Origin of the sequence: Anaerosporobacter mobilis DSM 15930 (assembly GCF_900142955.1) — a bacterium.
GTDB classification, from domain to species: domain Bacteria; phylum Bacillota; class Clostridia; order Lachnospirales; family Lachnospiraceae; genus Anaerosporobacter; species Anaerosporobacter mobilis.
Map to the genome: position 1 here is coordinate 65,518 of NZ_FRCP01000014.1, position 13,224 is coordinate 78,741.

The following is a 13,224-nucleotide window of genomic DNA, read 5'->3' on the forward strand; positions in this document are numbered from 1 at the left end:
AAAAGATGGAGGATATACGATGTACCAATTTGATGAAACTTATGTGATTAGTAAATTGAAAGAATTATTAGCTATTGATAGTACAACAGGATATTTCCGTGAGATACAAGATTATCTTGTGAAGGAGATGAAAGAATTAGATTTTCCTTGTGAAGAAGTTCATAAGGGTGGCGTAATTGCAAATCTTGGCGGTGAGGGAGATTCTCTCGTTATTATGGCACATGGGGATGATATCGGATTAATGGTGCGTTATATTAAGGACAATGGAGCACTAGTTGTTACGAATGTAGGTGGACTTCGTGAGGAAGATGCTACCGGAGTATACTGTCGCTTACACACAAGAAAAGGTGATGTGTACACTGGTTGTGTAAGAAGAGTTCATTCTTGTACTCATGTAAGACCAGATTCTGATAATACAGCACCATTAAGTTATGTGACGAATGTGGAATTTGTATTAGTTGAAGATGTGAAATGTAGACAAGATGTATTAGATCTTGGCATCCGCGTAGGAGATATAATTGCATTAGATCCAAGTTTTCACATGAACAAAGGGTATATTACCAGCCGGTTTCTAGATGATAAGGCATGTATCGCTGTTTTACTTGGAGTTATGAAACATATTAGGGACAATTCATTAACTTGTAAGAGAAATGTTAAGGCATTCTTTACAATGTTTGAAGAAATAGGACATGGTGGAGCATGGTTACCGGAAGGAACCAAAGACATCATAGCACTTGATATTGCACCGGTATCACCAACGCAGGTATCAAGCGAGAAGAAAGTAAGCTTATTCGCAAAAGATTCCAGATTCCCATATCATTACGAGATGTTAACGGAACTTGTGGAGGCAGCAGAGAAAGTTGGAGCTGCTTATGAAGTTGATGTATTCACTCCTAGGTATGGAACAGATTCTGATTTCGCAATTACAGCTGGTAACAATGTGAGACATGCAGCAATTGGGCCAGGTACAATAGGAAGTCATGGTTATGAAAGAACGCATATTGATGGATTGAATAATATGTATCAATTGTTGTTAGGATATATGGTAGGATAAAAGAGAACCTTCCCGTACTTAAAAGTATAGGGAAGGTTCTCTTTTTATATTTATTCGTCTTCTTGACTCTGCCCCAAGGACATAGTTTAAAATACAATTATAGATATGTATTTATATAAAAGTAATCCTATAAAAGAGGTAGCAACTATGTTCAGTCTATTACATCTATGCAAAAAAAGAAAATTGTATATAATATTCACACTGCTAATCAGTATCCTATCCATTATTATAACGTTATATTGGAATTATGAATTAAGTCAGATGATTAATCAAGTTCAAGTTGGTATATTCATAACAAGTACGCAGATTGTGGTGATACTTATTCTTATGATTGCAAGTGCACTTAGTCAGGGGGGATTTACGTACCTGTCCGGGTATGCGGGTGAGTATCTAACACATGACCTTAGAATGCATCTTGCACAACGATTATTTACCAAGAAATATTATGAAGTGGAACAATTAAATGTAGGTGAACAGTTATCACAGTTGCAGAATGAAGTAACCGAAGTGTCACAGTATCTAATCGGAAATTTATTCTTGTTAATTAATGATGGAATCCGTTTCCTATTTACTTTTATCTGGTTGCTAATATTAGATAGTAAACTCGCGATTCTTAGCAATCTTCCAGTGTTAGTAATCCTTATCTATGTGGTCTTTTCTAGTGAGGTTATTGAGAGCTTGACCAAACAAGGACAAAGAAAGCAACAAGAGTTGAATGGTTTCACAGACACCCTCCTTACTCTTTTCCCTGTTATTCGAATTTACGAAGCATGTGATCTATTACAGAATAGATATTATAATAAAGTTGAAGAATGGCAGCAAATTACCATTCGTGAGGAGATGACCAAGGCTAGATTGATGTCTTTATCAGCAGTTTTATCTTGCATTCCTTTGATATTACTTCTTTTAGTAGGAGGAACACTTGTTATACGTGGTGATATTTCTATTGGTCTTGTATATATGTTTATTAATTTATCCGGAAATGTTTCAGGGGTTATGATGAACATGCCTGGACATATTGCGAGATTGCGTAGATTTATAGGAAATCTTAATCGAATATTGAATGAGGAAGAAGGGTTATAGAATGGAAATCTTGTTGAATAAGGTTACATTTACATATGGAGAAAAAAAGATATTGGATGAAATTAATCTATCAGTTAGGAAACAAGAACATGTTGGTATTCTTGGTAGTAGCGGTGGCGGGAAAAGTACTTTATTGAAGATAATCGCAGGGTTATATGAGATAACAGAGGGGACCTGTATCGTTTCGGGGTGTCAGGATCTAGATTCTATTCGAAAGCAAGTTGCAGTTGTTATGCAGAATACGAGTCTTTTTCCGATGTCTATACGGGATAATATCACTTGTGGACATTCCATGAGTGAAGAGAGAATAAGCAAAGCAGTAGAAGCAGCGCAATTAGAGTCATGGATTGATTCTCTACCTGAAGGGATTGATAGCTATGTGGGGGAGAGAGGGGGCAAAGTATCGGGAGGGCAAGCACAAAGAATTGCCATAGCCAGAGCGATTGCAAAAGATGCACCCATTATCTTGTTAGACGAACCGACATCGGCATTAGATGATGAGACAGCGAAAGCAGTAATGCTTGCCCTAGAAAACTTGACGAAGGGAAAGACGGTTGTACATGTGACACACAGAGTTGAAACCTTATGGGATTGTGATTGTATCTATGATTTGCGTGGAGGGAAGCTATATGATACGAAGTCTAAGTCGAGTATTTAAACAAGTAGGAAAATTTCCTACCTACATCAGATTGTTGCTTCTACGTTGCCCATTTGATGCAGCATTAACTACCGCGAATGCATGGTTTCTTCAACATAGCTTTGAGGCAATTAGTCAAGGCTGTGAAGTTAAATTAAGGTATGGTTGCGTGTATTTTGCAATTGCAAGTTTACTGTTATTTCTCTATAATGGAAGTATATGGTGTCTATATGCAAGATTTGCGACTAACTTTACAGGAAAACTACGCAAGATGGTATTTTACTCTATTGTACATATGCCATTCAAGAAGTTTGATGAGAAAACCTCGGGTGAATGGATGACTCGGTTGAATTCAGATGCGCAGATGACCATTAATCTGTTGAATGCACCATTTAATATACCACATGCGGTTGTATCTGTGGTTAATATATCGGTATCCGCGTTGCTTTTGTTACGTATTAATCCTACACTCATGGTAGTAACTTTATTGTTTGTAATACCCCATGTAGTTGTAAACAGAAAGTTAGTATATATAAAGGTTACTAAATTAATGGAACAATCACAAGAATACACAGAGAGGAATCTTACCTGTTTTTCAACTCTTATTACTTGTGCAGATATAGTAAGTTTATATGATGCCAAAGATTTTGTAATGAATGCGTATGAACAGAGTAGCATAGAGATGGTCCGAGCTAATATGCGTATACATATTAGGAAGGCAGTTAACAGCTTAGTTATCCCGTTGTTTGGGATGAGCGGTTATATTGTGATTTTACTATTAGGTTTAATTATGATTCGTAGGAGTTTGCTAACGTTTGGAACATTAACAGCAGCACTACAATATCGAGGAGCAATTCTCATGGGGACTATGTTGTTCATAAATTCAATGACAGAGATTCGTATGAACGCAGTTGGGTTGAGACGAATGGAGGAGACATATGGCGGAAGAGAAGGTAACTGAAGAAAGAGTAACTGAAGAAAGAGTAACTGAAAAAAGAGTAGATGAAAAAGGAGTAGATGAAAAAGGAGTAGATGAAAAACTCGAGGAAGAAACGTTACTAAGGATCGGTGAGGTAGCTGCGTTTTTCAGTGTATCAGTTAAAGCAATTCGTATCTACGAAAAGAAAGGGATTATAAAACCTGCGAAAGTAGACACATACACGGGATATCGTTATTATACAGTAGAACAGGTGCAACAGTTGAATGCCTTAGTTGAACTGAAAGCATTAGGTTTTTCTCTAGATGAAATTAAAGAGATTGTGGTTGGTGGAATTACCAATGAGAAATTAATAAAAGCATTGACTCGTAAGAGAATGGCTTGGGAAGATACAATTAGTTCTGCTATGAATAAAATCGATGCCATTGATAAGATAACAGGAAGATTAAGTACTTCGAATGAAGCATTGAGGCTACAAGAGTTAACAGAAGAACAAAGAGCATGGCTTTTAGTGAAGATGGTATGTGTGGAAGATGTGAAAGTACAGAGTTTGTTAAGTGAGGCGATTTGGTTATAAAAACTTTAAAGGAGAACTGTATGAATGATAAGCAAGCTAAGTTAATAGAAGAATATATTGCATTAATTCCAGAACGCTTTAGAAAACTATTTAGTGAGTTAGCGGAGTATGCCGTGTCCCTAGGATATAATCCTATACGTAATAAAACGCAAGATTTAACAATTGATTTCAAAAAGAATAAATATAAAGCAACCATAATGAAGTTTGGACTAAAAGAACCAAAACATGATGGATTTGGTTGTGGGGAAAGAGACAACCCAGATTTACGCCTTCGATTTTTCGCGATTGAAGACTATTCTGAGATCTTTCAGAATGGTATTAAACTTGTAATAGAAGCATTCGATGGTAAATATACGGGTTGTTATGGTTGTGGTAGATGTGAGGGAGAACTAGAAGGATATACATATATCTATCCAGATGGAAGAAAAGTCTTTCGCTGTGGGCGTGAGTTAATAGCCATAGTTGATTATGATGAGACTGTGATGGAAGAGATTAAGAATTTGATGAATGAGCAAGATGATTTTTATAGGGATAAGTTTGTAAAAGCTTAAATTTTATTAGGAAAAGGTTATGGGGATGAAAGAATATTAAAACAATTTATTTGGTATTTTAGTCGTACGCATAGAGAAAGATAGCATTGTGACAATAGAGAGGTTGACAAGTTATGGAAGTAAAATTTTATCATCAAATTGATGATACACTGCTCAAATTTGCAGTGGTGTTTGCAAGATACCAAGGTAAATGGGTTTATTGTAGACATAAAGATAGAGATACATATGAGGCACCAGGCGGACATCGGGAATTAGGGGAGTCAATCGAGATGGCAGCAAAGAGAGAATTATATGAAGAAACTGGAGCAGTTGAATATGATATCAAGCCTATTTGCGTATATTCGGTGGAAGGGAAGACAAGGGTAAATGAAAGTGGTGATGAATCCTTTGGAAAGCTCTTCTATGCGGAGATTTACCGTTTCGAAGAGTTACCTGGTTATGAAATAGAAGAAGTGAGATTCTTTAAAGACTTGCCACAAGAATTAACCTATCCACTTATACAGCCGGTATTATTAAAGAAATTACAAGAAAATAACTATGTAAAGGAAGGATAAAATTTTGACAACTGTATATTTTGTTAGACATGCAGAACCAAATTATAATAATCATGATGATGAGTTACGTGAACTAACAGAGAAAGGTCTAGAAGATCGTAAACTTGTCACAGAATATTTATCAGATAAATCGATAGATGTTGTTTTATCAAGCCCATATAAAAGAGCTGTAGATACAGTCATGGATTTTGCGAGTTATTATAGTATGACAATAGAGAAAATATATGATTTTAGAGAAAGAAAAGTAGACAGCGAGTGGATAGAAGATTTTATTGGATTCTGCAAGAGGCAGTGGGCAGATTTTAATTATAAATATACGGATGGTGAAACATTAGCAGAAGTTCAAAAGAGAAATATCTCAGCACTTAAACAAGTACTTGAACAATATGAGAATAAGAATATTGTGATTGGAAGCCACGGAACAGCATTAAGTACTATTATTAATTATTATGACCCTACATATGGGTTTGAGGAGTTTGATAAGATAAGGCAGTTAATGCCTTGGATTGTGAAGCTTACTTTTGTAGGAAAGAAATTAATTGATATGGAAAGTGTGAATGTGTTTGAAATGTTGAATGAGTAATGAATTATATGGGGGGATATAGTATACATATTGAATTAAAACAATTAAAGGGCGATGAAGGTCTAGATATCTATAATATGCTACAGGATATTGATCAAGAAGAAAATGGATTTATAAATTCGGTTCATGGTAAAACATTCGAAGAATTTAAAGAATGGCTGGATGAAAGTAATCATATATCATGTGAAAAAGAATTGATTGATGGATGGAAAGTTCCAACAACAGTTTACTGGTTATACGTTGATAATAAGCCAGTTGGGATGGGAAAATTACGTCATTTTCTTACAAAACAATTGCAAGAAGAAGGTGGTAACATCGGATACGTGATACTCCAAGCTCAACGAAATAAGGGATATGGTAAGATAATACTGAGAGAGTTAGCGAATCAGGCTACAAAGAAGGGATTAGAGCGTGTGTTACTAACAATCCGCAAAAACAATATATCTTCATTAAAAGTTGCATTAGATAATAAGGGTAGGATAATTCGTGAGAACGAAGAAAGATATTACATAGAGATTCGCATGCGAAGCAAGTAAATAAGTAAAAGGGGAAAAGATGATGATTCAATTAGATACAGAAAGGTTAATTCTACGTAATTACCGAGACACTGATTTGAATGACGTACATGATTATTTCAGTAATGAAGAAGTTGCAAGATATGAAGATTTTGATCCTATGACTGTAGAAGAAGTAAAGGAAGAAATTAGAGAATGGAAGGATATGGACAACAGACTAGTTGTAGAACTAAAAGAATCTAATAAGGTTATCGGAAGTATCGGATATTGGATTGATGAAGATGGAGATTATTCAATAGATTATGACTTTAATCCTGCTTATAAAAAGCAAGGATATGCAACAGAAGCTGGACAAGAATTACTAAAGTATCTCTTCAATGAAGTTGGAATCAATCAAATCTATGGAGATTGCGATATACGAAACGTTAATTCGTGGAAACTTCTTGAACGGTTAGATTTTAAGAGAATAAAGCAAATTGACAATGAGTCCTATAAGGATGATGCGGCAGGAAATCCGTTATTAATTAGTATTTATATATACTTATTGCAAAGTGGTGATATTGGTAATTGAGGGTTTGAAATTAATTTAGTTTAGTTAGAATAGTAAATAATGGACCAAGGTATGCTAAGGATGTAACCTATAGCGATTTCTACAAACTGTAAACCGCAGTATTGTTAATATAATAAGTGAGGTATAAACATGTTAGAAAATCTAGCGTGTAATAAAGTAAAAGAAGAAGAGAAACAAAATTCAGAATTGGTTAGACAATCTGCCACTGAAGAAAGCAATTGTCCATGTAAGCGGACGAAATGTGAACGTCATGGAAAGTGTGAGGAATGTATAGAACATCATAAGAAGGAAGAGACGAAGTATGAGCCATATTGTATGCGCAAATCCAAGAAAAAGTAAAAGTATTGTGATAAGTTACGAATAACTACTTGACATATGTGAATATAGGATTATAATAAAGTAAATAGCATAAGAAAAGCAAAGACGGAAAGAGTAGACTAATGGAAACATACAGAGAGAAGGACGTTCGGTGAGAGTTCTTTATGAAGGAAGTTAGACGAAAACCATTCCAGAGCTGTATTGCTGAAATTAGTAAGCATTACCGTAAGCCTGCGTTAAAGGATAGGATTTGTTTGAATCTGAAGTGAAAAGTTAAGGTGGAACCGTGCAGTAGTATACTTGCACCCTTACGATTATGGTACATCCATAATTGCGAGGGTGTTTTTTTATACCCTTCGTACAGTAAGTTTTCTTATGTTATTCCTAAATAATTTAAACATTTGAAAGGAGAGCATGAAAATGAAAGTAAATAGCAAAGATGGTTCAATTCAAGAACGAAAATTTGAAGAAGCAGAAGGTAGAGAGGCATTTCGCCATACAACAGCACACGTTTTGGCTCAAGCAGTTAAACGCCTTTATCCAGACACTAAGTGCGCCATAGGGCCAGCTATCGAGAATGGATTTTATTATGATTTTGAATTCTCTTTTCCATTTATGCCAGAACATCTACAAGCAGTGGAAGAAGAGATGAAGAAGATTGTGAAAGAATCCTTGCCACTTCAAAGATTAGAAGTAAGTCGTGAGGAAGCCTTAAAACAAATGGAGAATCTTAAGGAATCATATAAGATAGAATTAATTAAGGAACTACCGGAAGATGCAGTGATATCAATGTATAGCCAAGGAGAATATGTGGATTTATGTGCGGGTCCACATGTATCGAATACTTGCTTAATAAAAGCCTTCAAATTAACTTCAGTAGCAGGAGCATACTGGAGAGGAAATGAGAAGAATAAGATGTTAACTAGAATCTATGGAACTTCCTTTCCAAAGCAGAGTGAGTTGAATGATTATCTGAAACAAGTAGAGGAAGCAAAGTTACGTGATCATAGAAAGTTAGGTAAAGAACTTGGTTTGTTTGCACTATTAGATGAGGGGCCAGGATTTCCGTTTTTCCTTCCAAAAGGAATGGTACTTAAGAATCTATTAATTGATTATTGGCGTAAACTTCATACTAGAGAAGGGTATGTAGAGATATCCTCACCAATGATATTAAACCGTGAGTTATGGGAAACTTCTGGTCACTGGGACCATTATCGAGAGAATATGTACACTACAGTGATTGATGATACTGATTATGCAATTAAGCCAATGAACTGTCCAGGTGGTATGTTAGTATATAAGATGCAACCACATTCATACCGTGAACTACCAATTCGAATGGGGGAATTAGGGTTAGTTCATCGTCATGAAAAATCAGGTCAACTACATGGTTTAATGAGAGTTCGATGCTTTACTCAAGATGATGCCCATATCTTTATGACAAGAGAACAGATTACAGATGAAATTAAGGGAGTTGTTAGGTTGATTGATGAAGTATATTCTAAGTTTGGCTTCAAATATCATGTAGAATTATCAACTCGTCCTGAGAATAGTATGGGAAGTGATGAAGATTGGGAAGTTGCTACACATGGATTACAAAGTGCTCTAGATGATTTACAGATGGAATATGTAGTAAATGAAGGTGATGGTGCATTCTATGGACCTAAGATTGACTTCCATCTAGAAGATTCTATTGGCAGAACATGGCAGTGTGGAACAATTCAACTAGATTTCCAATTACCACAACGTTTTGAAGCAGAATATGTTGGAGCTGATGGAGAGAAACATAGACCAATTATGATTCACCGTGTTGTATTTGGCTCTATTGAGAGATTCATAGGAATACTTATCGAACATTATGCAGGTAAGTTTCCAGTATGGCTTGCACCAATGCAAGCGAAGATTCTACTAGTATCTGATGTATACAAAGATTACGCGAAGGAAGTATTAGAAGAATTGAGAAACGCAGGAATTCGTGTAGAGCTTGATGATCGTAATGAGAAGCTTGGTTATAAGATAAGAGAAGCACAGATGGATAAAGTTCCTTATATGCTAATAGTTGGTCAGAAAGAAAAAGATGAGAATCATGTATCTGTTCGTAGTAGAGATGCTGGAGACCTAGGTTCTCTTGATATTAAAGCATTTATTCAAAAAGTTAAGAGTGAAGTAGAGTAAAGTTATTATTTGAAATGCTTGTTATTAGTATATTTTATAAAAACACCAGTAGGAAGGATTATGTAGTTGTAGAGCCTATCCTACTGGTGTTTATGCATTCTTACTTAATCCTATTGACAAACTATGGAATGTGGTATAGTATACTAAAAATATACATTGTATGAAAAATATATTGTACATATAATCAAACTGGATGTTACAGGTTTTATTGTTTGGATATACTATAATCAAGCAAAGGTAACAAATCGGTTACTATTAAAGTAGATGAGGAGAGGAATATTATGACAAGAGAAGAAGCATGGGAATTACTTACGAAGTTCAATCAAGATGAATTCCATTTAGAACATGCGCAGATTGTAGAGAATACGATGCGCTACTTTGCTAATAAGCTTGGCTATGGAGAGGAAGCAGATTTTTGGGCTATCGTTGGTCTATTACATGATTTAGATTTTGAGATGTACCCTGAGGAACACTGCATTAAGCAACAAGAAATCATGCGTGATTTTGGTGTGGGTGAGAGAATCATTCATGCGACAGCAAGTCATGGATATGAGTTAACTGTAGATATTAAACCAGAGCATGAGATGGAAAAAGTATTATATGCAGTTGATGAACTAACAGGACTAATTGGCGCGGTTGCAATTATGAGGCCATCGAAGAGTGTTCAGGATTTAGAGTTGAAATCGGTTAAGAAAAAATATAAGAGTAAAGGGTTTGCAGCAGGCTGTTCTAGAGAAGTTATTGAGCGAGGAGCAGAAATGCTTGGTTGGACTTTAGACGAGTTAATAGAACGTACTATAGAGGCATTACGGACGTTTAAAGAATAGAATTTAGTAATCTTAATTGTTTCTTAATAGAATAACATTATTCATTATGTTAAGATTAATAGGATTCACCGAATTATATAGTTAAAGGAGTAAGGTATTCACGATGCAAGATTTAATAATTCAACTTATGGATAAATTCGGGTACATAGGAATAATGTTATTAATTGCGATAGAGAATATATTTCCACCAATTCCTTCAGAGGTAGTATTAACTTTTGGTGGTTTTATGACCACCTATTCTAAGTTAACTATCGTTGGAGTAATAATTTTCTCTACATTGGGAGCTATTTTAGGAGCTATTGTACTTTATTATATTGGACGTATCTTGAATAAAGAGCGTTTGATGAGAATCGTATCTGGTAAAATAGGCAAGATTTTATTTCTTAAAGCGGATGATATTGAAAAAGCAGATCATTGGTTTGGAACAAAGGGAGATAAAGTAGTTTTCTTTGGTAGATGCGTTCCTATTATACGTAGTTTGATATCTATACCAGCAGGTATGAGTGGTATGCCATTAGGACGATTTTTAGTATTAACCACTATTGGATCAGCGATTTGGAATACAATACTTGTTGTAATTGGAAGTATTGTAGGTGAATCATGGGAAAAGATTGTAGCGATTGTGAATGAATATGCGTTTGTTACTTTATTCGTTTTGGTGATAGTATTTGCCGTAGGTGTTATATATTTCTACAAAAAAAGAATTCGGGAACGTGAATAGTTTCCGAGTTCTTTTTTTGCTTATATAGAATCATGGGAACATTTTATTGTAAATGGCTGTGATTTTAGGAATGTAATTGATGATACGGAGTATTGTGACAGGTTACTAAAATTTGTTGAATAGAGTAAGGAATTAATTTACATAAAGCATTGACATACCTAGACTATCTAAGTATAATAATACCTAGAAAATCTAGGTATTATTTCTATTGCAATATTTTTCGAAAAGTTAGAAGTTAATTGCCTAATTGAAGAGAAAGGTGTGAATGCTTATGGATAAAAAATTAATGTCAGTTGGGACTTCACTGATGGTTCTAAAATTACTTAAAGAGAAAGATATGTATGGGTATCAAATAATAAAAGAATTAGAAGAGCAAAGTGAGCAGGTTTTTTCATTGAAGGAAGGTACTTTGTATCCAATATTGCACAACTTAGAAGTACAAGGTGCAATAGAGAGCTATGAACAGGTAGCAGAGAATAAAAGGATGCGCAAATATTATAGGATAACAGAAGTAGGAAGTAACATGTTTGAGGAGAAGAATAAAGAATGGCAGCTTTATCAGAGAGGAATCAATAAAGTGTTGGGAGGTGTTACCTTTGGCTAGAGAGATTGAAGAATATGAAGAAGTCAAAAGTTTCATACAAGACGTTACAGAACAGATTCAATATCGTCCGATACGACGTGAGATAAAGGAAGAGTTGCTATCTCATATAGAAGACCGTGTAGATGAGTATGAGAATGCAGGAGATAGCCGAGATAATGCTATTAAGAACACAGTTTTACAGATGGGAGAACCGATTAATATTGGTATGTCTTTAAATTCAGTTCGAAGAACAAGAGAGAATTGGTGGGGGATAGGATTTGGAATAATAGCTATCATGCTAGCAGTTTTAGGCTGTATGCGTGAATGGTCAGAAAAAGGTTTTGTATATGGATTATTCCGTACATTTTATTTGCCGTTAGGACTTGTCTTATTTGTTTTCTTTTATCTAAAGGGTTATGAGATACTTGTTAAGAAAACTAAAGTGATTCTATATATTCTGTGTGGGATTATTGCTTTAGAAGCTATTATATTTTTGCTAAGAAAGTTATCGATAGTGACGCAATATAATGTCTTTTCGAGACGGATATATCCAATACTATTTAGTCCGTCTGTAGTTGGTTCTATACTATTAGTAATAGTTCCCCTGATCGTGATTGTTATCTATGGAATTAGGCTACGAGGAAAGCTTGCTATTTGGTTAGCATATATAACCATGGAGTTGTTTTTGATTTTGAGTGGATTACATCTAGGTTTTAGGATTGTTACAAACGAACTAATAGCAATATTTACTTTGATTATTGTTCTCGGAATCATGATTGGTAAAGATATATTAAAGGGAAAAATGAAGCAATTGTGGATATGGTATTGTATTGGTGCAGTATCCTTACTTGGTAGTTATGGTGTAATAAATAATACATTACCGTATGCTAGTGTTTCTTATAATGTAGAAAGGTTTATGAATCCAGATTCGGTGGAACATGATGAATTTGACTATGCTTATGATAGCATTACCATACGAGATTTATTAAGTAAGGCAAAACCATTCGGAAGTGTTACAGTATCTCAAGAGGATTTAAATGCAATCCAATCGAAAGCAGAAGATGGAGTGGCTATTAGATATCCTGTGACTAAAAAGGATAATTTTATAAAAGATACCTTACCACAATATTATAATAAAAACTATCGAATTGCATATTGGATTATTAAATATGGTTGGATTATAGGAGGGGCACTGATAGCTGTAGTTGCAGCTTTCTTTATTAGTTTAACTGTAATGTCTGCCAGGATAAAGAATCAACTGGCTAAGATGTTATCAATTTCTTGTTCTATATGTTTATTATTACAGTTTATATTTTATTTGCTTTCCAATCTTGGATACCTATACGGGAACAGTGTTAACCTACCTTTGATCTCAGATGGGTTATGCAGTATTATCGTTAATACAATACTATTTGCCTGTATTCTGGGAGCCTACCGTTATGATCATGTATGGAATCATTGGGATTATAGATGGAAAATAACTTCTTAATAATGCCTCAATGTGATGGGCTATTGTAACTTATTCCATCAAAATTGCA

At 34.9% G+C, this 13,224-nt stretch carries 16 protein-coding genes and 1 other annotated feature; all 16 genes read left to right on the top strand.

Going from position 1 to position 13,224, the window contains the following annotated elements; all coding sequences use genetic code 11:
• The first annotated feature begins 19 nt into the window (after nucleotides 1-19).
• Nucleotides 20-1,054 (top strand): M20/M25/M40 family metallo-hydrolase, encoded by a 1,035-nt coding sequence (locus BUB90_RS13900; RefSeq protein ID WP_073288778.1) that lies wholly within the window; start codon nucleotides 20-22, stop codon nucleotides 1,052-1,054.
• A gap of 147 nt (nucleotides 1,055-1,201) precedes the next feature.
• A complete protein-coding gene (locus BUB90_RS13905) occupies nucleotides 1,202-2,137 on the top strand; it encodes an ABC transporter transmembrane domain-containing protein (RefSeq protein ID WP_073288779.1) in 936 nt (311 codons plus the stop codon).
• Nucleotide 2,138: 1 nt separating this feature from the next.
• Entirely contained in the window at nucleotides 2,139-2,795 is a 657-nt protein-coding gene (locus tag BUB90_RS13910; protein WP_073288781.1) for an ATP-binding cassette domain-containing protein, read from the top strand.
• Nucleotides 2,767-3,735: an ABC transporter transmembrane domain-containing protein gene (locus tag BUB90_RS13915; protein WP_073288783.1), complete on the top strand. Its 969-nt coding sequence runs from the start codon at nucleotides 2,767-2,769 to the stop codon at nucleotides 3,733-3,735. Before BUB90_RS13910 ends, BUB90_RS13915 begins: the two co-directional genes overlap by 29 nt.
• Nucleotides 3,713-4,288 (top strand): MerR family transcriptional regulator, encoded by a 576-nt coding sequence (locus BUB90_RS13920; protein ID WP_073288785.1) that lies wholly within the window; start codon nucleotides 3,713-3,715, stop codon nucleotides 4,286-4,288. Before BUB90_RS13915 ends, BUB90_RS13920 begins: the two co-directional genes overlap by 23 nt.
• 20 nt (nucleotides 4,289-4,308) lie before the next feature.
• Nucleotides 4,309-4,839: a hypothetical protein gene (locus tag BUB90_RS13925; RefSeq protein WP_073288787.1), complete on the top strand. Its 531-nt coding sequence runs from the start codon at nucleotides 4,309-4,311 to the stop codon at nucleotides 4,837-4,839.
• A 113-nt stretch (nucleotides 4,840-4,952) separates the two neighbouring features.
• Nucleotides 4,953-5,393, top strand: a complete 441-nt coding sequence (locus BUB90_RS13930) for an NUDIX hydrolase (protein WP_073288790.1) — start codon at nucleotides 4,953-4,955, stop codon at nucleotides 5,391-5,393.
• 4 nt (nucleotides 5,394-5,397) lie between these two features.
• Complete coding sequence (locus BUB90_RS13935) at nucleotides 5,398-5,976, top strand: histidine phosphatase family protein (protein WP_073288792.1); 579 nt, start codon at nucleotides 5,398-5,400, stop codon at nucleotides 5,974-5,976.
• Between the two features lie 8 nt (nucleotides 5,977-5,984).
• Nucleotides 5,985-6,512 (top strand): GNAT family N-acetyltransferase, encoded by a 528-nt coding sequence (locus tag BUB90_RS13940; protein ID WP_170865500.1) that lies wholly within the window; start codon nucleotides 5,985-5,987, stop codon nucleotides 6,510-6,512.
• Nucleotides 6,513-6,531: 19 nt separating this feature from the next.
• Entirely contained in the window at nucleotides 6,532-7,062 is a 531-nt protein-coding gene (locus BUB90_RS13945) for a GNAT family N-acetyltransferase (protein ID WP_084139272.1), read from the top strand.
• A gap of 129 nt (nucleotides 7,063-7,191) precedes the next feature.
• On the top strand, nucleotides 7,192-7,401 hold the full coding sequence (locus BUB90_RS13950; RefSeq protein WP_073288796.1) for a hypothetical protein: 210 nt from the start codon (nucleotides 7,192-7,194) through the stop codon (nucleotides 7,399-7,401).
• A gap of 72 nt (nucleotides 7,402-7,473) precedes the next feature.
• Nucleotides 7,474-7,693: a binding site (T-box leader), on the top strand.
• 107 nt (nucleotides 7,694-7,800) lie between these two features.
• The gene (thrS, locus tag BUB90_RS13955; RefSeq protein ID WP_073288799.1) at nucleotides 7,801-9,555 is read left to right on the top strand and encodes a threonine--tRNA ligase; all 1,755 of its coding nucleotides are present in this window, start codon (nucleotides 7,801-7,803) and stop codon (nucleotides 9,553-9,555) included.
• Nucleotides 9,556-9,836: 281 nt separating this feature from the next.
• Nucleotides 9,837-10,382 (top strand): hydrolase, encoded by a 546-nt coding sequence (locus BUB90_RS13960; protein ID WP_073288801.1) that lies wholly within the window; start codon nucleotides 9,837-9,839, stop codon nucleotides 10,380-10,382.
• 103 nt (nucleotides 10,383-10,485) lie between these two features.
• Nucleotides 10,486-11,103 carry a DedA family protein gene (locus BUB90_RS13965; RefSeq protein WP_073288803.1) on the top strand — a complete coding sequence of 206 codons (618 nt, stop codon included), beginning with the start codon at nucleotides 10,486-10,488 and terminating at the stop codon, nucleotides 11,101-11,103.
• Between the two features lie 271 nt (nucleotides 11,104-11,374).
• Nucleotides 11,375-11,707 (top strand): PadR family transcriptional regulator, encoded by a 333-nt coding sequence (locus BUB90_RS13970; RefSeq protein WP_073289057.1) that lies wholly within the window; start codon nucleotides 11,375-11,377, stop codon nucleotides 11,705-11,707.
• Nucleotides 11,700-13,175 (top strand): permease prefix domain 1-containing protein, encoded by a 1,476-nt coding sequence (locus tag BUB90_RS13975; protein ID WP_073288805.1) that lies wholly within the window; start codon nucleotides 11,700-11,702, stop codon nucleotides 13,173-13,175. The genes BUB90_RS13970 and BUB90_RS13975 overlap by 8 nt, the downstream gene beginning before the upstream one ends.
• Nucleotides 13,176-13,224: the final 49 nt, after the last annotated feature.

Excerpts from the sequence above, each read along its gene's own strand:
- BUB90_RS13900 (WP_073288778.1), top strand. The coding sequence starts at position 20 with ATGTACCAATTTGATGAAACTTATGTGATTAGTAAATTGAAAGAATTA.
- BUB90_RS13905 (WP_073288779.1), top strand. The coding sequence starts at position 1,202 with ATGTTCAGTCTATTACATCTATGCAAAAAAAGAAAATTGTATATAATA.
- BUB90_RS13910 (WP_073288781.1), top strand. The coding sequence starts at position 2,139 with ATGGAAATCTTGTTGAATAAGGTTACATTTACATATGGAGAAAAAAAG.
- BUB90_RS13915 (WP_073288783.1), top strand. The coding sequence starts at position 2,767 with ATGATACGAAGTCTAAGTCGAGTATTTAAACAAGTAGGAAAATTTCCT.
- BUB90_RS13920 (WP_073288785.1), top strand. The coding sequence starts at position 3,713 with ATGGCGGAAGAGAAGGTAACTGAAGAAAGAGTAACTGAAGAAAGAGTA.
- BUB90_RS13925 (WP_073288787.1), top strand. The coding sequence starts at position 4,309 with ATGAATGATAAGCAAGCTAAGTTAATAGAAGAATATATTGCATTAATT.
- BUB90_RS13930 (WP_073288790.1), top strand. The coding sequence starts at position 4,953 with ATGGAAGTAAAATTTTATCATCAAATTGATGATACACTGCTCAAATTT.
- BUB90_RS13940 (WP_170865500.1), top strand. The coding sequence starts at position 5,985 with ATGGGGGGATATAGTATACATATTGAATTAAAACAATTAAAGGGCGAT.
- BUB90_RS13945 (WP_084139272.1), top strand. The coding sequence starts at position 6,532 with ATGATGATTCAATTAGATACAGAAAGGTTAATTCTACGTAATTACCGA.
- BUB90_RS13950 (WP_073288796.1), top strand. The coding sequence starts at position 7,192 with ATGTTAGAAAATCTAGCGTGTAATAAAGTAAAAGAAGAAGAGAAACAA.
- thrS (WP_073288799.1), top strand. The coding sequence starts at position 7,801 with ATGAAAGTAAATAGCAAAGATGGTTCAATTCAAGAACGAAAATTTGAA.
- BUB90_RS13960 (WP_073288801.1), top strand. The coding sequence starts at position 9,837 with ATGACAAGAGAAGAAGCATGGGAATTACTTACGAAGTTCAATCAAGAT.
- BUB90_RS13965 (WP_073288803.1), top strand. The coding sequence starts at position 10,486 with ATGCAAGATTTAATAATTCAACTTATGGATAAATTCGGGTACATAGGA.
- BUB90_RS13970 (WP_073289057.1), top strand. The coding sequence starts at position 11,375 with ATGGATAAAAAATTAATGTCAGTTGGGACTTCACTGATGGTTCTAAAA.